The sequence below is a fragment of the Pseudomonas arcuscaelestis genome (assembly GCF_016881005.1).
GTDB lineage: Bacteria > Pseudomonadota > Gammaproteobacteria > Pseudomonadales > Pseudomonadaceae > Aquipseudomonas > Aquipseudomonas arcuscaelestis.
In genome coordinates this window covers 22169-42254 of the sequence record NZ_JACOPV010000006.1, presented here as the reverse complement: position 1 = coordinate 42254, position 20086 = coordinate 22169, and the positions used below count along the sequence as shown (strand labels likewise).

The window sequence follows — 20086 nt, the reverse complement described above, 5'->3', positions numbered from 1 at the left end:
CACGGTGGCGACATATGTAGCAGTCACCAGTTGATACTGTAGTCAAGATTTCAGGATGTACGATGAAAGCGGACTACCGGCACATAGCCATATCTGATCAGGCATAAAAAAACGCCCGGTGCATTGCGCCGGGCGTTTTGAAGATACAGCGCTCTGCGCTACGAATCAGAACGGAATATCGTCATCGAAGCTGTCGAAGTCTGGAGCTGGCTGCGGCGCGGCCTGTTGCGGCGCTGGACGCTGCTGAGGGGCCGACTGCTGAGGGCGCTGAGCCTGCTGGCGTGGCGCCTGGTTGTAGTTGCCACCCTGGTTGCCGCCTTGATTGCCACCCTGGTTGTACTGGTTGCCACCGTCCTGATTCTGTGGACGACCGCCCAGCAGTTGCATGGTGCCCTGCATGTCGACAACGATTTCAGTGGTGTAGCGCTTGATACCGTCTTTTTCCCACTCGCGGGTCTGCAGCTTGCCTTCGATGTAGACTTGCGAACCTTTACGCAGGTACTCGCCAGCGATTTCCGCGACCTTGCCGAACATCGACACGCGGTGCCACTCGGTTTTCTCTACCTTCTGACCGGTCTGCTTGTCGGTCCACTGCTCACTGGTAGCCAGGCTCAGGTTGGTCACGGCATTACCGTTGGGCAGGTAGCGGACTTCTGGATCCTGACCGCAAGTACCGACCAGAATGACTTTGTTAACCCCACGGGCCATAACGTTCTCCTAGGCTTCGCACGCTGCGGAGGTCGGGTTTACCAGACGCTCCAGGGTCGTGCGATCCAAAATTTGTGTATCAAGTTTGATATAGATGGCGGCTTCATCGACCACCACCACTGCGTCGGTCACACCCGGTACGGCCAACAGCCTTTCGGTCAGTCCCGCCTCGCGGACCGCCTCGGCCGACAACGGCATGCGCAGGCTGGTCACGTACGGCGGCTCACGCATGCTCAGCGCAACGATCCACCACACTGCACACAATACTGCGCAGCCCAGGAACACCGTACTCAAGCCACCGTGCTGGAACAACCAGCCACCGAGAATTCCTCCCATCGCGGCCCCAAGGAATTGGCTGGTGGAATAAACCCCCATGGCCGTGCCCTTGCCGCCGGCGGGCGATACCTTGCTCACCAGCGAAGGCAAGGATGCCTCCAGCAGGTTGAAGGCAGTAAAGAATATCACGGTGCCGATCACCAGTTCGCGCAAGTTGTCTGCTGACAGCCAGAAGTACAGCTCGGTAAGCACCAAAACACTGACCGCGCCAAGCAGAACACGTTTCATCTTGCGCTTTTTTTCGCCGTAGATGATGAACGGGATCATTGCAAAAAATGAGATCAGCAAAGCAGTGAGATATACCCACCAGTGCTCTTCCTTGGGCAACCCGCCACGCTCGACGAAAGCCAGTGGTAAGGCAACGAAGCTGGCCATCAGGATTGCATGCAGGACGAAAATACCCACATCCAGACGCAACAGGTCCGGGTGACGCAAGGTCGGACCCAGGGCCTGCTTGGCGACGCCTGACTCACGATGCTGCAAAGCACCGTGGGACGCCGGCACGAGGAAAGCGATCAGCGCGATACCGACTACCGCCATGGCGGCAGTGGCCAGGAAAAGCCCGGACAAGCCAAAAGCACGCGTCAGCAACGGGCCAACGACCATGGCCACGGCGAACGACAAACCAATGCTCATGCCGATCATGGCCATGGCCTTGGTGCGGTGCTGCTCACGGGTCAGGTCCGACAACAGCGCCATCACCGCTGCGGAAATCGCTCCGGCACCTTGCAGGATACGGCCGGCGATCACGCCCCAGATCGAATCAGCCTGCGCCGCGAGCACGCTGCCCAGGGCAAAGATCACCAGGCCCAGGTAAATCACCGGACGACGACCAATGCGATCGGAAATGATCCCGAACGGTATCTGCAGAAAAGCCTGGGTCAGGCCGTAGGCACCAATGGCCAGACCGATCAGCGCCGGTGTGGCGCCCGCCAGGTCCATGCCATAGGTCGCCAGTACCGGCAAAACCATGAACATGCCTAGCATACGGAAGGCGAACACCAGAGCCAGGCCACCTGCGGCGCGGGTTTCGCTAGCACTCATGCGTTCGCTGTGGGGATCGTGCATGGATAAACCTCGTGTGAACCGGCGGCGATTCTACCAGTCCCATCGCTTAACGGCATATACGTGACGCTTTGCCGCGTAATGGCATGGAGCCGTATACTCAACCGTTTATGTTACGCCCGCCAAGCGAGGCCGCAGTGGACAAGATCCTGATTCGTGGGGCACGGACCCACAACCTGAAAAACATCGACCTGACCCTGCCCCGGGACAAGCTGATCGTTATCACCGGCTTGTCCGGTTCCGGCAAGTCTTCGCTAGCGTTCGACACTCTTTACGCCGAAGGCCAGCGCCGCTACGTCGAATCGTTGTCGGCGTATGCGCGACAGTTCCTGTCGATGATGGAAAAACCTGATGTCGACACCATCGAAGGCCTTTCTCCGGCCATCTCCATCGAACAGAAATCAACCTCGCACAACCCGCGCTCGACCGTCGGCACCATTACCGAAATCTACGATTACCTGCGGTTGCTCTACGCCCGCGTAGGTATGCCGCGCTGCCCGGACCACGATATTCCCCTGGAAGCGCAAACGGTCAGTCAGATGGTTGACCTGGTGCTGGCGCAGTCCGAGGGCAGCAAGCTGATGCTGCTGGCCCCGGTGATTCGTGAGCGTAAAGGGGAACACCTGGCTGTATTCGAAGAGCTACGCGCCCAAGGCTTCGTGCGTGCCCGGGTCAATGGCAAGTTGTTCGAGCTCGATGAGCTGCCAAAACTGGATAAGCAGAAAAAGCACACCATCGAAGTAGTGGTCGATCGCTTCAAGGTTCGCGACGATCTTCAGCAGCGCCTGGCCGAATCCTTCGAGACCGCGCTGAAACTGGCCGACGGTATCGCTCTGGTTGCTTCGATGGACGACGAGCCATTTGAAGAGATGATTTTCTCGGCTCGCTTTGCTTGTCCGATCTGCGGGCATGCCATCAGTGAACTGGAACCCAAGCTGTTTTCTTTCAACAACCCAGCCGGTGCATGTCCGACGTGTGACGGGCTGGGCGTTAAACAGTTCTTCGACATAAAACGCTTGGTCAATAGCGAACTGACCCTCGCGGAAGGAGCAATCCGCGGCTGGGACCGGCGCAACGTTTATTATTTCCAGATGCTCGGTTCACTGGCCGCGCACTACGACTTCAGCCTCGAAGTGCCCTTCGGCGAGCTGCCTGCCGATCAACAGAAAGTCATCCTGCACGGCAGTGGCAAGCAAAACGTCGACTTCAAGTACCTGAACGATCGGGGCGATATCGTTAAACGTTCGCACCCGTTCGAAGGCATAGTGCCGAACCTGGAGCGTCGCTACCGCGAGACCGAATCGGCAACCGTACGCGAAGAGCTGGCCAAATTTCTCAGCACCCAACCATGCCCGGACTGCCGCGGCACGCGCTTGCGCCGTGAAGCGCGCCACGTGTGGGTTGGCGAGAAAACCCTGCCTGCAGTGACCAACCTGCCCATCGGTGATGCCAGCACTTATTTTGGTAGCCTGAAACTGACGGGGCGCCGTGGCGAAATTGCCGACAAGATTCTCAAGGAAATTTGTGAGCGCTTGCAGTTTCTGGTCAATGTCGGCCTCGATTACCTGACCTTGGACCGTAGCGCCGACACTTTGTCGGGTGGCGAAGCCCAGCGCATCCGCCTGGCCAGCCAGATCGGTGCCGGCTTGGTAGGGGTGATGTATATCCTCGACGAGCCGTCCATCGGCCTGCATCAGCGTGATAATGACCGCTTGCTGGCAACCCTTAATCACCTGCGTGATATTGGTAATACGGTCATCGTGGTAGAGCACGACGAGGACGCTATCCGCCTTGCCGACTACGTGGTCGACATCGGCCCGGGTGCTGGCGTGCATGGTGGCCAGATTGTCGCTGAGGGTACTCCCGCCGAGGTCATGGCCCATCCGGACTCACTGACGGGCAAGTACCTGTCGGGGCGCGTGAAGATCGCCGTACCGGCCAAACGCACACCGCGCAACAAGAAGCTTTCGCTCAAACTTAAAGGTGCACGCGGCAACAATCTGCAGAATGTCGATCTGGAGATCCCGATCGGCCTGCTGACCTGTGTGACCGGCGTGTCCGGCTCGGGCAAGTCGACCCTGATCAACAACACCTTGTTCCCCCTCAGTGCTACCGCCCTCAACGGCGCCAGTACCCTGGAGGCAGCAGCACACGACAGTTGTGATGGTTTGCAGCATCTGGACAAAGTGGTGGATATCGATCAGAGCCCGATCGGCCGCACCCCGCGCTCGAACCCCGCAACCTACACAGGTCTGTTCACCCCCATCCGCGAACTGTTCTCTGGGGTGCCAGAGTCCCGTTCCCGTGGCTACGGCCCTGGCCGCTTCTCGTTCAACGTCAAAGGTGGGCGCTGCGAGGCCTGCCAGGGTGACGGGCTGATCAAGGTTGAAATGCACTTCTTGCCGGATATCTACGTACCCTGCGACGTGTGCAAGAGTAAGCGCTACAACCGCGAAACCCTGGAGATCAAATACAAGGGCAAGAATATCCACGAAGTGCTGGAAATGACCATCGAGGAAGCCCGCGAGTTCTTCGACGCGGTGCCGGCCCTGGCGCGCAAACTACAGACCTTGATGGATGTCGGCCTGTCTTATATCAAGCTGGGGCAATCGGCAACGACGCTCTCCGGCGGCGAAGCGCAGCGGGTGAAGCTTTCCCGTGAGCTATCCAAGCGCGATACCGGCAAAACTCTGTATATCCTCGACGAGCCGACCACTGGCCTACACTTCGCCGATATCCAGCAGTTGCTTGACGTCCTTCACCGCCTGCGCGACCACGGCAACACTGTGGTGGTGATCGAGCACAACCTGGACGTGATCAAGACAGCCGACTGGATCGTCGACCTGGGGCCCGAGGGAGGCTCCAAAGGCGGCCAGATTATCGCCTTCGGTACACCTGAAGAGGTGGCTGGGATGAAACAGTCTCACACCGGTCACTACCTCAAGCCACTGCTGGAGCGTGATCGCGCCTGAAACCTGTCTGCCGGAACGGCGAATCCATAGCGATTCGCCGACCCTGCAGATGCAAAAAGCCCCGCACTGGCGGGGCTTTTTTATACGCAGGAAAATTACATCTGCGATTGCAGGTAATTCTCCAGACCGATCGACTTGATCAGACCCTGCTGCTTCTCCAGCCAGTAGGTGTGATCTTCCTCGGTGTCGGCCAGTTGCACGCGCAGAATATCGCGGCTGATGTAATCCTTATGCAGTTCGCACAGCTCGATGCCTTTGCACAGCGCAGCACGGACCTTGTACTCAAGGCGAAGATCGGCAGCGATCATTTCCGGAACAGTCGTGCCCACGTCCAAATCTTCAGGACGCATGCGCGGAGTACCTTCGAGCATGAGGATACGACGCATCAGGGCATCAGCGTGTTGGGTCTCTTCCTCCATCTCGTGGTTAATACGCTCGTAGAGCTTGCTCAAGCCCCAGTCTTCGTACATCCGCGAGTGAATGAAGTACTGATCACGCGCCGCCAGTTCGCCCGTCAGCAACGTGTTGAGATAATCGATTACGTCGGGGTGACCTTGCATCGTCCTGCCTCTCCCTGTGTGAAAGTCATAGTTTGAACCAGGATCGCCGACAGGTCACTTGGAATTAGGCAAAAAAGTGCAAAAAAGCCCGTAAACGGTAGTGATATTCATTGAAAAACCGCCCAAATGAGGGCGGTTCTTCTTATCACTTCGACTTAAGCGAGATTTATGCCCAAAGCCTTGGCTATGCCCTCTCCATAGGCCTGATCAGCCTTAAAGAAGTGCTGCAGTTGCCGCTGTACGACCTCTTCTGATACGCCCGCCATCGCACCGGCGATGTTGCTGATGAGCAACGCCTTCTGGTCGCCATTCATCAAGCGGAACAGCGCGCCGGCATGACTGTAGTAGTCAGTGTCTTCACGATGGTCGTAACGATCAGCCACACCATCAAGGGCCAATGCCGGTTCGGCAAACGCCGGCGCCTGCTTTGGAGCACTGCCGTAGCTGTTAGGCTCATAGTTAGGCGCCGCTCCACCGTTGCTGCCAAATGCCATGGCGCCATCACGCTGGTAGGTGTTTACCGGGCTGCGTGGCGCATTTACCGGCAAGTGTTGATGGTTGGTCCCGACTCGATACCGATGAGCGTCTGCGTAAGCGAATACGCGCCCCTGGAGCATACGGTCAGGCGAAAGCCCTACGCCTGGAACCATGTTGCTCGGACCAAACGCAGCTTGCTCAACTTCGGCGAAGTAGTTGAGTGGGTTGCGGTTGAGCTCCAGTTCGCCAATTTCAATCAACGGATAATCTTTCTGCGACCAGGTCTTGGTCACATCAAAAGGGTTCTCGTCGCGGCTTGCCGCTTCTTCTTCGCTCATTACCTGAATGCACACCGCCCATTTAGGGAAGTCACCACGCTCGATGGCCTCGAACAGGTCACGCTGGGCGTAGTCAGGATCGGTACCGGCCAGGCGAGCTGCATCGGCGGGCGCCAGGTTCTTGATGCCTTGCTTGGTCTTGAAGTGCCACTTCACCCACGTACGCTGGCCTTGGGCGTTGATCAGGCTGTAGGTATGACTGCCGAAGCCGTGCATATGACGGTAGCCATCAGGAATACCGCGGTCGGAGAACAGGATGGTCACTTGGTGCAGTGCTTCAGGCGAATGCGACCAGAAGTCCCACATCGCTTGCGCACTTTTCAGGTTGCTTTGCGGCAGACGTTTTTGGGTGTGGATAAAGTCAGGAAACTTCAGTGGGTCACGGATGAAGAACACCGGAGTGTTGTTGCCGACGATGTCCCAGTTGCCCTCTTCGGTGTAGAACTTCAGGGCGAAACCGCGCGGGTCGCGCTCGGTGTCAGCCGAACCACGCTCGCCACCGACAGTTGAAAAGCGCAGGAAGGTCTCGGTCTGCTTGCCAATGGTGTTGAACAGCTTGGCACAGCTGTACTGCGAGACATCCTTGGATACAGTAAAAGTACCGTAGGCACCCGAGCCCTTGGCATGCACGCGCCGCTCAGGAATGTTCTCGCGATTGAAGTGAGCGAGTTTCTCAATCAGGTGAAAGTCATCCAGCAACAACGGCCCTCGCGGCCCAGCAGAGCGTGAGTTCTGGTTGTCTGCTACTGGTGCACCGCTGGCGGTGGTCAGTATTTTAGTCTGGCTCATGCGCTATCTCCCTATCGGTCTCAAACTGCCGGCTAATCGGCTTGGAGTGAGTATCGACCAGAACTATGACAGCAACAAATTCATTAACTGACTCAGATCAATAGATTGTTTCAATGTATGAAGACACAAAAAACCGGGCACGAGGCCCGGTTTCTTGTTTCAGACTGTCGCCTTACTCAGCAGCTTCTACCGAGCCACCGACAGGACGATCAACCAGCTCGACGTACGCCATTGGTGCGTTATCGCCAGCGCGGAAGCCGCACTTGAGGATACGCAGGTAGCCGCCCTGACGGGTGGCATAGCGCTTGCCCAGATCGTTGAACAGCTTACCGACGATTTCTTTCGAACGAGTACGGTCGAAAGCCAGACGACGGTTAGCTACGCTGTCTTCCTTGGCCAGGGTGATCAGCGGCTCGGCAACGCGGCGCAGTTCCTTGGCTTTCGGCAGGGTAGTTTTGATCAGCTCGTGCTCGAACAGCGACACCGCCATGTTCTGGAACATGGCCTTGCGGTGAGAGCTGGTACGGCTCAGGTGACGTCCACTTTTACGATGACGCATGATTCATTCCTTACCAAACACTACGTTCGGTGATTACGACGATCAGGCAGTCGCCTTGTCGTCTTTCTTAAGACTTGCAGGCGGCCAGTTGTCGAGGCGCATGCCGAGGGACAGACCACGGGAGGCCAGAACGTCCTTGATTTCAGTCAGGGACTTCTTGCCCAGGTTCGGAGTCTTCAACAGTTCTACTTCGGTGCGCTGAATCAGATCGCCGATGTAGTAAATGTTCTCCGCCTTAAGGCAGTTGGCCGAACGCACGGTCAATTCCAGATCGTCAACCGGACGAAGCAGGATCGGATCGATCTCGTCTTCCTGTTCGACTACCACTGGCTCACTGTCACCTTTGAGGTCGACGAACGCAGCCAACTGCTGTTGCAGAATGGTTGCGGCACGACGGATAGCCTCTTCAGGATCCAGGGTACCGTTGGTTTCCAGATCAATAACCAGCTTGTCCAGGTTGGTACGCTGCTCGACACGGGCGTTTTCCACCACGTATGCGATACGGCGAACCGGGCTGAACGAAGAGTCAAGCTGCAAGCGACCAATGCTGCGGCTTTCGTCTTCATCGCTCTGACGCGAATCGGCCGGTTCATAACCACGACCACGAGCTACGGTGAGCTTCATGTTCAGGGCGCCGTTAGACGCCAGGTTAGCGATTACGTGATCGGGATTAACGATCTCGACATCATGATCCAGCTGAATATCGGCAGCGGTAACCACCCCCGAACCCTTTTTCGACAAGGTCAGCGTAACTTCGTCACGACCGTGCAGTTTGATAGCCAGGCCTTTCAGGTTCAACAGGATTTCAATGACGTCTTCCTGTACACCTTCGATTGCCGAGTACTCATGGAGTACACCGTCAATCTCGGCCTCGACTACTGCACAGCCGGGCATTGAGGACAACAGGATGCGTCGCAGCGCGTTGCCCAGGGTATGGCCAAAGCCACGCTCGAGAGGCTCGAGCGTGATTTTAGCGCGGGTTGGACTGACGACCTGCACATCAATATGGCGGGGCGTCAGGAACTCATTTACCGAAATCTGCATGGATGCACCTATTTTCTAGCCCTTACTTGGAGTAGAGCTCGACAATCAGGCTTTCGTTGATGTCGGCGGAGAGGTCACTGCGAGCTGGAACGTTCTTGAAAACGCCCGACTTCTTGGCAGTATCCACATCTACCCACTCAACGCGGCCACGCTGGGCGCAAAGTTCAAGGGCTTGAACAATGCGCAGCTGGTTCAGCGACTTCTCGCGAACCGCGACCACGTCACCCGGACGAACTTGGTAGGACGGAATGTTTACAGTCTTGCCGTTAACGCTGATCGCTTTATGCGAAACCAGCTGACGGGATTCGGCACGAGTAGCGCCAAAGCCCATACGATAAACGACGTTATCCAGACGGCACTCGAGCAGTTGCAGCAGGTTCTCGCCGGTAGCACCCTTCTTGGAGGCTGCTTCCTTGTAGTAACCGCTGAACTGACGTTCGAGAACGCCATAGATGCGACGTACTTTTTGTTTCTCACGCAGCTGGGTGCCGTAGTCGGACTGACGGCCACGGCGCTGGCCGTGGATACCTGGGGCTGCTTCGATGTTGCACTTCGATTCCAGAGCGCGAACGCCGCTCTTCAGGAACAGATCGGTGCCTTCACGACGAGACAGTTTGCATTTTGGACCAATGTAACGTGCCATTTATCTGTCTCCTGATTACACGCGGCGCTTCTTCGGCGGACGGCACCCGTTATGCGGGATTGGCGTCACGTCGGTGATGCTGGCGATCTTATAGCCACAACCGTTCAAAGCACGAACAGCGGACTCACGACCTGGACCTGGACCCTTGACGTTAACGTCGAGGTTCTTCAGACCATATTCCAGCGCAGCTTGACCAGCACGCTCAGCAGCTACTTGAGCAGCGAACGGGGTGGACTTGCGAGAACCGCGGAAACCCGAACCGCCGGAGGTAGCCCAGGACAGAGCGTTACCTTGACGATCGGTGATGGTCACGATGGTGTTGTTAAAAGACGCATGGATGTGGGCGATGCCATCAACCACTGTCTTTTTGACTTTTTTACGAGGACGAGCAGCAGGTTTTGCCATTTCTAAATTCCTGTCGATTCGCTGGTGCGATTACTTGCGGATCGGCTTACGCGGGCCCTTTCGGGTACGCGCATTGGTCTTGGTACGCTGACCGCGTACTGGCAGACCCCGACGATGACGCAGGCCGCGGTAGCAACCCAGGTCCATCAACCGCTTGATTTTCATGTTGACGTCACGACGCAGATCACCTTCGGTGATGTACTTCGCAACTTCAGTACGCAGCGATTCAACCTGCTCGTCGCTCAGATCCTTGATCTTTGCGGCTGGGTTTACCCCAGTCTCTACACAGATTTTCTGTGCAGTAGTGCGACCAACACCATAGATGTAGGTCAGCGAGATAACAGTGTGCTTGTTATCTGGAATGTTGACGCCTGCAATACGGGCCATTCAGTGGGACTCCAATTGACAGCTACCTACGCCCCGGAAGCCAAGAAATAGGGCGCGAGATAATATCGCTGTAGAAACAATTAATCAACCCAGCAGCGCACTAGCTGCTGGGCTTGTAGCGCAGATCACACTCAGCCTTGGCGCTGCTTGTGACGTGGTTCCGCGCTGCAAATTACTCGAACGACACCTTCGCGGCGAATAATTTTGCAGTTACGGCACAGCTTTTTCACCGATGCACGAACTTTCATCACCAACTCCTCGAACCTTAAGGGTCTATCAGCGCAGCAAACCGCTGCCGCCGTAGCCTTTCAGGTTGGCTTTCTTCATCAGGGATTCGTACTGGTGCGAAACGAGGTGCGATTGTACTTGGGACATGAAGTCCATCACAACCACTACCACAATCAGCAACGAGGTCCCGCCAAGGTAGAACGGAACGTTTGCCGCAACCACCAGGAACTGGGGAAGCAGACAGACGGCCGTCATATAAAGAGCACCGAACATGGTCAAACGAGTCAGAACGCCATCAATGTAGCGCGCAGACTGCTCACCAGGACGGATACCCGGAATAAAGGCACCGGACTTCTTCAGGTTCTCCGCTACGTCTTTCGGATTGAACATCAACGCCGTATAGAAGAAGCAGAAGAAAATAATCCCTGCACTAAACAGCAGAATATTCAACGGCTGACCAGGAGCGATCGACTGCGAGATGTCCTGCAACCAGCCCATACCTTCGGACTGACCGAACCAGGCACCCAGCGAAGCCGGGAACAGCAAGATGCTGCTCGCGAAAATGGCAGGAATAACGCCCGCCATGTTCACTTTCAGCGGCAAGTGGCTGGTCTGCGCAGCAAAAACCTTACGGCCCTGCTGACGCTTGGCGTAGTGAACGGCGATACGACGCTGACCACGCTCAATGAACACCACAAAACCGATAATCGCTACTGCCAGCAAACCGATAGCAACCAGAGCGAAAATATTGATATCGCCCGTACGTGCAGACTCGAAAGACTGTCCGATTGCTCTCGGAAGACCGGCGACGATACCTGCGAAGATCAACATCGAGATACCGTTGCCTACACCGCGCTCAGTGATCTGCTCACCCAGCCACATCATGAACATCGCACCGGCCACAAAAGTGGACACTGCAACGAAATGGAAGCCAAAGTCAGCAGAAAACGCAACGCCCTGACCGGCCAGACCAATGGACATGCCAATGGCCTGGACCAGCGCCAGGACTACGGTGCCGTAGCGGGTGTACTGGCTAATCTTACGACGGCCAGCTTCACCTTCCTTCTTCAACTGCTCCAGCTGCGGGCTTACGGCGGTCATCAGTTGCATGATGATCGATGCCGAAATGTACGGCATGATCCCCAGTGCAAAGATGCTCATCCGTTCCAGCGCGCCGCCGGAAAACATGTTGAACAAGCTAAGAATGGTCCCCTCATTCTGTCGAAACAGTTCCGCCAGCCGGTCCGGGTTGATACCTGGAACTGGGATGTGTGCGCCTATCCGATAGACGATGATCGCCAGGAACAGAAAACGCAGACGAGCCCAAAGTTCAGACATCCCGCCTTTGCCGAGCGAAGAGAGAGCACCTTGCTTAGCCATTTATTCCTCGAACTTGCCGCCAGCTGCTTCGATAGCCGCACGCGCACCTTTGGTGGCTGCGATACCCTTGATGGTGACTGCGCGAGTAACTTCGCCCGACAGCATGATTTTCACACGCTGAACGTTCTGGTTAATCACGTTGGCATCCTTCAAGGATTGCACGGTGACAACGTCGCCTTCCACTTTAGCCAGCTCGGACAGACGCACTTCGGCGCGATCCATGGCTTTCAGCGAAACGAAGCCGAACTTCGGCAGACGACGGTGCAGCGGCTGTTGACCGCCTTCAAAGCCTGGAGCGATGGTGCCACCGGAGCGGGAGGTTTGACCTTTGTGACCACGGCCACCAGTCTTACCCAAACCACTACCGATACCACGACCCGGACGATGCTTCTCGCGACGGGAACCCGGCGCTGGACTCAGATCATTGAGTTTCATCGATTAACCCTCGACGCGCAGCATGTAGTAAGCCTTGTTGATCATCCCGCGATTCTCGGGAGTATCCAGGACTTCTACAGTGTGACCGATGCGGCGCAGACCCAGACCCTTAACACACAGTTTGTGGTTAGGGAGACGGCCGGCGGTGCTTTTGATCAGCGTTACTTTAACGGTAGCCATGATCAGCGGATCTCCTCGACGCTCTTGCCGCGCTTGGCAGCAATGGATTCAGGAGATTGCATAGCCTTCAGACCCTTGAAAGTGGCGTGAACCACGTTTACAGGGTTAGTCGAGCCGTAGCACTTGGCCAGGACGTTCTGAACACCAGCAACTTCCAGGACAGCACGCATTGCGCCACCAGCGATGATACCGGTACCTTCAGAGGCAGGCTGCATGTACACCTTCGACGCGCCATGGGCGGACTTGGTGGCGTACTGCAGAGTGGTGCCGTTCAGGTCAACCTGAATCATGTTGCGACGAGCAGCTTCCATGGCTTTCTGGATCGCGGCTGGTACTTCGCGCGACTTGCCGCGGCCGAAACCAACACGACCTTTACCATCACCAACCACGGTCAACGCGGTGAAGGTGAAGATACGGCCGCCTTTTACGGTTTTGGCAACGCGGTTAACTTGAACCAGCTTCTCGATGTAACCTTCGTCGCGCTTTTGATCGTTATTTGACATAACTTAGAACTCCAGTCCGCCTTCACGAGCAGCATCAGCCAGCGCCTTGACGCGGCCGTGATACTTGAAGCCAGAACGGTCAAAGGCAACTTGAGATACACCGGCGGCTTTCGCGCGCTCAGCTACCAGCTTGCCAACCTTAGTTGCCGCGTCGATGTTGCCAGTGGCGCCATCACGCAGTTCTTTGTCCAAAGTCGAGGCGCTGGCCAGGACTTTGCTGCCGTCGGCCGAAAGGACCTGGGCATAGATGTGCTGCGAGGAGCGATACACGCAGAGACGCACGACTTCGAGTTCGTGCATTTTCAGGCGTGCTTTGCGAGCGCGACGCAGTCGAGTAACTTTTTTGTCGGTCATTTGCTAGGCCCTACTTCTTCTTGGCTTCTTTACGACGGACGACTTCGTCCGCGTAACGCACACCCTTGCCTTTGTACGGCTCTGGTGGACGGAAGTCGCGGATTTCAGCGGCCACCTGACCTACCAGCTGCTTATCGATACCCTTGATCAGGATATCGGTCTGGCTTGGGGTCTCAGCGGTGATGCCCTCAGGCAATTCGTAATCCACTGGATGCGAGAAGCCCAGCGCCAGGTTCAGCACAGTGCCTTTAGCCTGAGCTTTGTAACCAACACCGACCAGCTGGAGCTTACGCTCGAAGCCTTGGCTTACGCCTTGGACCATGTTGTTAACCAGGGCACGGGTAGTACCGGCCATAGCGCGAGTTTGTTGATCGCCATTGCGAGCAGCAAAACGCAGCTCACCAGCTTCTTCAACGACTTCTACGGACGAGTGAACGTTCAGTTCGAGAGTGCCCTTGGCACCCTTCACCGAAAGCTGTTGGCCGACGAATTTAACTTCGACGCCAGCTGGCAGCTTAACGGGGTTCTTAGCGACGCGAGACATGCTTATCCCCCCTTAGAACACTGTGCAGAGAACTTCGCCGCCGACACCGGCAGCGCGCGCAGCACGATCAGTCATCACACCTTTGTTGGTGGAGACGATAGACACGCCCAGACCGCCACGTACTTTCGGCAGTTCTTCGACGGACTTGTACTGACGCAGGCCTGGACGACTTACGCGCTTGACTTCCTCGATGACCGGACGGCCTTCGAAGTATTTAAGCTCGATAGAAAGCGATGGTTTCACTTCGCTGCTGACTTGGTAGCCAGCGATGTAACCTTCGTCTTTCAGAACTTTGGCAACCGCAACCTTCAAAGTCGACGAAGGCATGCTTACGACGGACTTTTCAGCCATCTGGGCATTACGGATGCGAGTTAGCATGTCCGCTAACGGGTCCTGCATACTCATGGGCTAGACGCTCCTGATACAAGAAAAATTAGCCTCTCGGCTACTACAGTCTCCCAAGCGATCCAGGCGAAAAAACCCGGGCTCAGGAGAGCCGGTCATTCTAGACAGATCCCGGAAACGAAACAAGCCCCAGAAGGGGCTTGTTTCGATGCAATGTCACCGGTGGTCGGAAGATTGCTCTTCCGCCACCTGGACGCTGCCGGTACGTCTTACCAGCTGGCTTTAACCAGACCTGGAACGTCACCGCGCATTGCTGCTTCACGCAGCTTGTTACGGCCGAGGCCGAACTTGCGGTAAACGCCGTGTGGACGACCGGTGATGCGGCAGCGGTTACGCATGCGCGAGGCGCTAGCGTCACGTGGCTGCTTCTGCAGAGCTACGACAGCGGCAAAACGCTCTTCTGGAGTTGCTTCCAGATTAACGATGATCGCTTTCAGCTCAGCACGCTTCTTGGCGTACTTGGCAACAGTGAGCTGACGCTTCAGCTCACGGTTTTTCATGCTCTTCTTGGCCATTTTCCTACTCCAATCAGTTGCGGAACGGGAATTTGAAAGCACGCAGCAGAGCGCGGCCTTCGTCATCGTTCTTGGCAGTGGTGGTCAGGGTAATGTCCAGACCGCGCAGAGCATCGATCTTGTCGTAGTCGATTTCCGGGAAGATGATCTGCTCTTTCACGCCCATGCTGTAGTTACCACGACCATCGAAGGACTTGGCATTCAGGCCGCGGAAGTCGCGAACCCGAGGCAGGGAGATCGCCAGCAGGCGGTCCAGGAATTCATACATACGATCACGGCGCAGAGTAACTTTAACGCCGATCGGCCAGCCCTCACGGACTTTAAAGCCCGCGATGGATTTCCGAGCGAAAGTCACAACGGCTTTCTGACCGGTGATTTTCTCCAGGTCAGCAACAGCGTGTTCGATGACTTTTTTGTCGCCGACAGCTTCGCCCAGACCCATGTTCAGGGTGATCTTGGTAACGCGCGGAACTTCCATCACGTTCGCAAGCTTAAGTTCTTCCTTAAGCTTAGGAGCAATTTCCTTCCGATAAATCTCTTTCAGTCGTGCCATGGTCTTCTACCTAGCAGTGTTCAAGCATCAACCGCTTTTTGGGTCGACTTGAAGACACGAATTTTTTTGCCTTCTTCTACTTTGAAACCAACGCGGTCAGCCTTGTTGGTTTCGCCGTTGAAAATGGCGACGTTGGAAGCGTGCAGTGGCGCTTCTTTCTCGACGATACCGCCTTGTACGCCCGACATCGGGTTAGGCTTGGTATGACGCTTCACCAGGTTGATCCCACCAACGACCAGACGGTCGTCAGCGAGAACCTTGAGCACCTTACCGCGCTTACCTTTGTCTTTGCCGGCGATCACGATGATCTCGTCGTCACGACGAATCTTTTGCATGTCGGATCTCCTTACAGCACTTCTGGGGCGAGCGAGACGATCTTCATGAACTTCTCAGTACGAAGTTCACGGGTCACTGGCCCAAAGATACGGGTGCCGATCGGCTCTTGCTTGTTGTTCAGCAGAACAGCAGCATTGCCATCAAAGCGGATGATGGAGCCGTCAGCGCGACGGACACCGTGGCGAGTGCGGACTACAACAGCAGTCATCACTTGGCCTTTCTTCACTTTACCGCGAGGAATTGCTTCCTTAACGGTTACCTTGATGATGTCACCGATACCGGCGTAACGGCGGTGGGAACCGCCGAGCACCTTGATACACATGACGCGACGAGCGCCGCTGTTATCGGCCACATCGAGCATGGATTGAGTCTGAATCATAAAATTTCTCCGACCCCTAGCCCTTAGACTTCAACAGCGCGTTCGAGAACTTCAACCAGTGCCCAAGCTTTGGTCTTGGCCAGCGGACGAGTCTCGCGGATGGAGACCTTGTCGCCGATGTGGCACTGATTGGTTTCGTCGTGCGCGTGCAGCTTAGTCGAACGCTTAACGTATTTACCGTAGATCGGGTGCTTTACGCGACGCTCGATCAATACGGTGATGGTTTTGTCCATCTTGTCGCTGACGACACGGCCAGTCAGCGTACGGACAGTTTTTTCAACTTCAGCCATGATTACTTACCTGCCTGCTGGTTGAGCACAGTTTTCACGCGAGCGATGTCACGCTTAACTTGCGAGAGCAGGTGCGACTGCCCCAACTGGCCAGTTGCTTTCTGCATACGCAGATTGAACTGGTCGCGCAGCAGGCCGAGCAGTTGCTCGTTCAGCTGCTGTGCTGATTTTTCACGAAGTTCATTCGCTTTCATCACATCACCGTCCGCTTAACAAAGGAGGTGGCGAGAGGCAGCTTTGCAGCCGCCAAGGCGAAAGCCTCACGCGCCAGCTCTTCAGAAACACCCTCGATCTCATACAGGACTTTGCCTGGCTGGATCTGGGCAACCCAGTACTCCACGGAACCCTTACCTTTACCCATCCGCACTTCGAGAGGCTTCTTGGAGATCGGCTTGTCCGGGAATACACGGATCCAGATCTTGCCGCCACGTTTTACGTGACGAGTCAGGGCACGACGTGCCGATTCGATCTGGCGAGCGGTGAGACGACCGCGAGCAACAGCTTTAAGAGCAAACTCGCCGAAGCTGACTTTGCTACCGCGCAGTGCCAGACCACGGTTGTGGCCAGTCATCTGCTTACGGAATTTTGTACGCTTTGGTTGCAACATTTGGCGTACCCCTTACTTAGCAGCTTTTTTACGAGGCGCTGGTGCTTGTGGTTTCAGTTCTTCTTGGCGACCACCAATAACTTCGCCTTTGAAAATCCAAACCTTCACACCGATCACACCGTAAGTGGTGTGAGCTTCGTAAGTGGCATAGTCGATGTCAGCACGCAGGGTGTGCAGTGGCACACGACCTTCGCGATACCATTCAGTACGTGCGATTTCAGCACCGCCGAGACGACCGCTCACCTGGATCTTGATGCCCTTGGCACCAATACGCATGGCGTTCTGTACGGCGCGCTTCATGGCGCGACGGAACATAACACGACGCTCCAGCTGCTGAGCTACGCTCTGAGCTACCAGCATACCGTCGAGTTCCGGCTTGCGGATCTCTTCGATATTGATGTGCACAGGCACACCCATTTGCTTGGTCAGGTCCTGACGCAGTTTCTCAACATCTTCACCTTTCTTCCCGATAACGATACCTGGACGAGCGGTGTGGATGGTGATGCGTGCAGTTTGAGCCGGACGATGGATATCGATACGGCTAACGGACGCGCTTTTTAGTTTGTCTTGGAGGTACTCACGCACATTCAGATCTGCGAGCAAATAGTCCGCATAAGTCCGACCGTCTGCGTACCAGACGGAGGTGTGCTCCTTGACGATTCCCAGGCGAATGCCAGTGGGATGTACTTTCTGACCCATCTGATCGACTCCGTTACTTGTCCGCAACCTTGACAGTGATATGGCAAGACCGCTTGACGATGCGATCAGCGCGGCCTTTGGCACGCGGCATGATGCGCTTCAGCGAACGCCCTTCGTTGACGAAAACGGTGGAGACCTTCAGGTCATCAACGTCTGCGCCTTCGTTATGCTCGGCGTTGGCTACGGCCGACTCGAGGACTTTCTTCATGATTTCAGCGGCTTTTTTGCTGCTGAAAGCCAACAGGTTGAGCGCTTCGCCCACCTTCTTCCCGCGGATCTGGTCGGCGACCAAGCGGGCTTTCTGGGCGGAGATTCGAGCGCCCGACAACTTAGCGGCTACTTCCATTTCCTTACCCCTTAACGCTTGGCTTTCTTGTCAGCCACGTGCCCACGATAAGTGCGGGTACCGGCAAACTCGCCCAGTTTATGGCCGACCATGTCTTCGTTCACGAGAACTGGGACGTGTTGGCGACCGTTATGTACCGCGATGGTCAGACCGACCATTTGTGGCAGGATCATCGAACGACGCGACCAGGTTTTAACTGGTTTGCGATCGTTCTTCTCCGCCGCCACTTCGATCTTCTTCAGTAGGTGAAGATCGATAAAAGGACCTTTTTTCAGAGAACGTGGCACTGTCGTATCCCTCTATTTACTTGCGACGACGGACGATCATATTGTCGGTACGCTTATTACCACGAGTCTTCGCGCCCTTAGTCGGGAAGCCCCATGGCGATACCGGATGACGACCACCGGAGGTACGACCTTCACCACCACCATGTGGGTGGTCAACCGGGTTCATGGCAACACCACGAACGGTTGGGCGAACGCCACGCCAGCGTTTAGCACCAGCTTTACCCAGCGAACGCAGGCTGTGCTCGGAGTTCGAGACTTCACCCAGGGTCGCACGGCATTCAGCCAGGACTTTACGCATCTCACCAGAGCGCAGACGCACGGTCACGTAGACACCTTCGCGAGCGATCAGCTGAGCCGAAGCACCAGCGGAACGAGCGATTTGTGCACCTTTGCCCGGCTTCAGTTCGATGCCGTGAATGGTGCTACCCACTGGGATGTTGCGCAGTTGCAGGGAGTTGCCTGGCTTGATTGGAGCCAGTGCGCCTGCGATCAGCTGGTCGCCAGCACTCACGCCTTTAGGGGCAATGATGTAGCGGCGCTCGCCGTCTGCGTAGCACAGCAGTGCGATGTGAGCAGTACGGTTTGGATCGTATTCAATGCGCTCGACAGTGGCGATGATGCCATCTTTGTCGTTGCGACGGAAATCGACCATACGGTAATGCTGCTTATGACCACCACCTACGTGACGAGTAGTGATGCGGCCATTGTTGTTACGACCACCAGACTTCGATTTTTTCTCGAGCAGCGGTGCGTGAGGAGCGCCTTTATGCAGCTCCTTGTTGACCACCTTGACCACGAAACGGCGGCCAGGGGAAGTCGGTTTGCATTTAACGATTGCCATGATGCACCCCTTCCTTACTCAGCACTGCTGCTGAAATCGAGATCTTGGCCTGGCTGAAGCGAAACGATCGCTTTCTTCCAGTCATTACGCTTGCCCAGACCACGTGCGGTACGCTTGGTTTTACCCAGAACGTTTACGGTCGACACGTTTTCGACTTTTACGCCGAACAGGCCTTCGACAGCTTTCTTGATTTCCAGCTTGGTTGCATCAGTAGCAACCTTGAATACGAACTGGCCTTTTTTCTCAGCCAGAACGGTAGCCTTCTCGGAAACGTGCGGGCCAAGGAGGACTTTAAATACGCGTTCCTGGTTCATCCCAGCAGCTCCTCGAATTTCTTCACGGCCGACACAGTGATCAACACTTTGTCGTATGCGATCAGACTGACCGGATCGGAACCCTGTACGTCACGTACGTCGACGTGCGGCAGGTTACGAGCAGCCAGGTACAGATTCTGATCAACAGCGTCAGAAACGATCAGTACGTCGCTCAGACCCATGCCATTCAGCTTGTTCAGCAGATCTTTGGTTTTCGGCGCTTCGACAGCGAAGTCCTGAACCACGACCAGACGGTCGGTACGCACCAGCTCAGCGAGGATGGAACGCATTGCTGCGCGGTACATCTTCTTGTTGAGCTTCTGCGAGTGATCCTGCGGACGAGCTGCGAAAGTGGTACCGCCGCCACGCCAGATTGGGCTACGGATAGTACCGGCACGAGCACGACCAGTACCTTTCTGACGCCATGGGCGCTTACCGCCACCAGCAACGTCGGAGCGGGTTTTCTGCTGCTTGGTGCCCTGACGGCCGCCGGCCATGTAGGCCACGACTGCTTGGTGAACCAGCGTCTCGTTGAATTCGCCGCCGAAAGTCAGTTCGGAAACTTCGATCGCTTGAGCGTCATTTACATTTAGTTGCATGTCAGCTT

31 protein-coding genes are annotated in these 20086 nt (G+C 56.0%); 1 reads left to right on the top strand and 30 read right to left on the bottom strand.

Annotated elements, in window-relative coordinates; genetic code table 11:
* Positions 1-165 precede the first annotated feature (165 nt).
* Together H8F21_RS10615 and H8F21_RS10610 are read right to left on the bottom strand one after the other, a co-directional pair.
* Positions 166-708 carry a single-stranded DNA-binding protein gene (locus H8F21_RS10615; protein ID WP_136474265.1) on the bottom strand — a complete coding sequence of 181 codons (543 nt, stop codon included), beginning with the start codon at positions 706-708 and terminating at the stop codon, positions 166-168.
* 9 nt (positions 709-717) lie between these two features.
* Positions 718-2112: an MFS transporter gene (locus tag H8F21_RS10610; RefSeq protein WP_203479714.1), complete on the bottom strand. Its 1395-nt coding sequence runs from the start codon at positions 2110-2112 to the stop codon at positions 718-720.
* Between the two features lie 134 nt (positions 2113-2246).
* Here H8F21_RS10610 and uvrA point away from each other — a divergent pair, with 134 nt between their 5' ends.
* Positions 2247-5081, top strand: coding sequence for an excinuclease ABC subunit UvrA (gene uvrA, locus H8F21_RS10605; RefSeq protein WP_203479713.1), 2835 nt, complete (start codon positions 2247-2249; stop codon positions 5079-5081).
* Positions 5082-5176: 95 nt separating this feature from the next.
* Here the strand turns inward: uvrA and bfr are convergent, their stop codons facing one another.
* From bfr to rplD, 28 genes are all read right to left on the bottom strand, one after another.
* Positions 5177-5641: a bacterioferritin gene (gene bfr / locus H8F21_RS10600; RefSeq protein WP_136474262.1), complete on the bottom strand. Its 465-nt coding sequence runs from the start codon at positions 5639-5641 to the stop codon at positions 5177-5179.
* Positions 5642-5796: 155 nt separating this feature from the next.
* Entirely contained in the window at positions 5797-7245 is a 1449-nt protein-coding gene (locus H8F21_RS10595) for a catalase (protein WP_203479712.1), read from the bottom strand.
* A 172-nt stretch (positions 7246-7417) separates the two neighbouring features.
* Positions 7418-7804: a 50S ribosomal protein L17 gene (rplQ, locus tag H8F21_RS10590; RefSeq protein WP_002555463.1), complete on the bottom strand. Its 387-nt coding sequence runs from the start codon at positions 7802-7804 to the stop codon at positions 7418-7420.
* Between the two features lie 42 nt (positions 7805-7846).
* A complete protein-coding gene (locus H8F21_RS10585; protein ID WP_003186012.1) occupies positions 7847-8848 on the bottom strand; it encodes a DNA-directed RNA polymerase subunit alpha in 1002 nt (333 codons plus the stop codon).
* Between the two features lie 22 nt (positions 8849-8870).
* Positions 8871-9491 carry a 30S ribosomal protein S4 gene (rpsD, locus tag H8F21_RS10580; RefSeq protein WP_136474260.1) on the bottom strand — a complete coding sequence of 207 codons (621 nt, stop codon included), beginning with the start codon at positions 9489-9491 and terminating at the stop codon, positions 8871-8873.
* A gap of 15 nt (positions 9492-9506) precedes the next feature.
* Complete coding sequence (gene rpsK / locus H8F21_RS10575; protein ID WP_002555466.1) at positions 9507-9896, bottom strand: 30S ribosomal protein S11; 390 nt, start codon at positions 9894-9896, stop codon at positions 9507-9509.
* Between the two features lie 30 nt (positions 9897-9926).
* Positions 9927-10283, bottom strand: coding sequence for a 30S ribosomal protein S13 (rpsM, locus tag H8F21_RS10570; RefSeq protein ID WP_203479711.1), 357 nt, complete (start codon positions 10281-10283; stop codon positions 9927-9929).
* Positions 10284-10414: 131 nt separating this feature from the next.
* Complete coding sequence (rpmJ, locus tag H8F21_RS10565; protein WP_002555468.1) at positions 10415-10531, bottom strand: 50S ribosomal protein L36; 117 nt, start codon at positions 10529-10531, stop codon at positions 10415-10417.
* Between the two features lie 28 nt (positions 10532-10559).
* A complete protein-coding gene (gene secY, locus H8F21_RS10560; RefSeq protein ID WP_133210696.1) occupies positions 10560-11891 on the bottom strand; it encodes a preprotein translocase subunit SecY in 1332 nt (443 codons plus the stop codon).
* Entirely contained in the window at positions 11892-12326 is a 435-nt protein-coding gene (gene rplO, locus H8F21_RS10555; RefSeq protein WP_010220318.1) for a 50S ribosomal protein L15, read from the bottom strand.
* 3 nt (positions 12327-12329) lie between these two features.
* Positions 12330-12506: a 50S ribosomal protein L30 gene (gene rpmD / locus H8F21_RS10550; protein WP_010220317.1), complete on the bottom strand. Its 177-nt coding sequence runs from the start codon at positions 12504-12506 to the stop codon at positions 12330-12332.
* A gap of 2 nt (positions 12507-12508) precedes the next feature.
* The gene (gene rpsE / locus H8F21_RS10545) at positions 12509-13009 is read right to left on the bottom strand and encodes a 30S ribosomal protein S5 (protein ID WP_128323184.1); all 501 of its coding nucleotides are present in this window, start codon (positions 13007-13009) and stop codon (positions 12509-12511) included.
* A 3-nt stretch (positions 13010-13012) separates the two neighbouring features.
* Positions 13013-13363 carry a 50S ribosomal protein L18 gene (gene rplR, locus H8F21_RS10540; RefSeq protein WP_203479710.1) on the bottom strand — a complete coding sequence of 117 codons (351 nt, stop codon included), beginning with the start codon at positions 13361-13363 and terminating at the stop codon, positions 13013-13015.
* A 10-nt stretch (positions 13364-13373) separates the two neighbouring features.
* A complete protein-coding gene (gene rplF / locus H8F21_RS10535) occupies positions 13374-13907 on the bottom strand; it encodes a 50S ribosomal protein L6 (protein WP_043861928.1) in 534 nt (177 codons plus the stop codon).
* 12 nt (positions 13908-13919) lie between these two features.
* A complete protein-coding gene (rpsH, locus tag H8F21_RS10530; RefSeq protein WP_010220313.1) occupies positions 13920-14312 on the bottom strand; it encodes a 30S ribosomal protein S8 in 393 nt (130 codons plus the stop codon).
* Positions 14313-14521: 209 nt separating this feature from the next.
* Positions 14522-14827, bottom strand: a complete 306-nt coding sequence (rpsN, locus tag H8F21_RS10525) for a 30S ribosomal protein S14 (protein WP_203479709.1) — start codon at positions 14825-14827, stop codon at positions 14522-14524.
* Positions 14828-14840: 13 nt separating this feature from the next.
* On the bottom strand, positions 14841-15380 hold the full coding sequence (gene rplE, locus H8F21_RS10520; RefSeq protein WP_028944480.1) for a 50S ribosomal protein L5: 540 nt from the start codon (positions 15378-15380) through the stop codon (positions 14841-14843).
* A 20-nt stretch (positions 15381-15400) separates the two neighbouring features.
* On the bottom strand, positions 15401-15715 hold the full coding sequence (gene rplX, locus H8F21_RS10515) for a 50S ribosomal protein L24 (protein ID WP_008374158.1): 315 nt from the start codon (positions 15713-15715) through the stop codon (positions 15401-15403).
* A gap of 11 nt (positions 15716-15726) precedes the next feature.
* Positions 15727-16095 (bottom strand): 50S ribosomal protein L14, encoded by a 369-nt coding sequence (gene rplN, locus H8F21_RS10510; protein WP_002555479.1) that lies wholly within the window; start codon positions 16093-16095, stop codon positions 15727-15729.
* Positions 16096-16118: 23 nt separating this feature from the next.
* The gene (rpsQ, locus tag H8F21_RS10505) at positions 16119-16385 is read right to left on the bottom strand and encodes a 30S ribosomal protein S17 (RefSeq protein WP_203479708.1); all 267 of its coding nucleotides are present in this window, start codon (positions 16383-16385) and stop codon (positions 16119-16121) included.
* A 2-nt stretch (positions 16386-16387) separates the two neighbouring features.
* Positions 16388-16579, bottom strand: coding sequence for a 50S ribosomal protein L29 (rpmC, locus tag H8F21_RS10500; RefSeq protein WP_002555481.1), 192 nt, complete (start codon positions 16577-16579; stop codon positions 16388-16390).
* A complete protein-coding gene (gene rplP, locus H8F21_RS10495) occupies positions 16579-16992 on the bottom strand; it encodes a 50S ribosomal protein L16 (RefSeq protein WP_003255479.1) in 414 nt (137 codons plus the stop codon). Before rplP ends, rpmC begins: the two co-directional genes overlap by 1 nt.
* 12 nt (positions 16993-17004) lie before the next feature.
* Positions 17005-17691, bottom strand: a complete 687-nt coding sequence (rpsC, locus tag H8F21_RS10490) for a 30S ribosomal protein S3 (protein ID WP_010220308.1) — start codon at positions 17689-17691, stop codon at positions 17005-17007.
* A 13-nt stretch (positions 17692-17704) separates the two neighbouring features.
* Positions 17705-18037, bottom strand: a complete 333-nt coding sequence (rplV, locus tag H8F21_RS10485) for a 50S ribosomal protein L22 (RefSeq protein ID WP_003103908.1) — start codon at positions 18035-18037, stop codon at positions 17705-17707.
* An 11-nt stretch (positions 18038-18048) separates the two neighbouring features.
* The gene (gene rpsS, locus H8F21_RS10480; protein WP_002555486.1) at positions 18049-18324 is read right to left on the bottom strand and encodes a 30S ribosomal protein S19; all 276 of its coding nucleotides are present in this window, start codon (positions 18322-18324) and stop codon (positions 18049-18051) included.
* Positions 18325-18340: 16 nt separating this feature from the next.
* On the bottom strand, positions 18341-19165 hold the full coding sequence (gene rplB / locus H8F21_RS10475; RefSeq protein WP_136474255.1) for a 50S ribosomal protein L2: 825 nt from the start codon (positions 19163-19165) through the stop codon (positions 18341-18343).
* 14 nt (positions 19166-19179) lie between these two features.
* A complete protein-coding gene (gene rplW, locus H8F21_RS10470) occupies positions 19180-19479 on the bottom strand; it encodes a 50S ribosomal protein L23 (RefSeq protein WP_010220306.1) in 300 nt (99 codons plus the stop codon).
* Positions 19476-20078, bottom strand: coding sequence for a 50S ribosomal protein L4 (gene rplD, locus H8F21_RS10465; RefSeq protein ID WP_010220305.1), 603 nt, complete (start codon positions 20076-20078; stop codon positions 19476-19478). Before rplD ends, rplW begins: the two co-directional genes overlap by 4 nt.
* Positions 20079-20086: the final 8 nt, after the last annotated feature.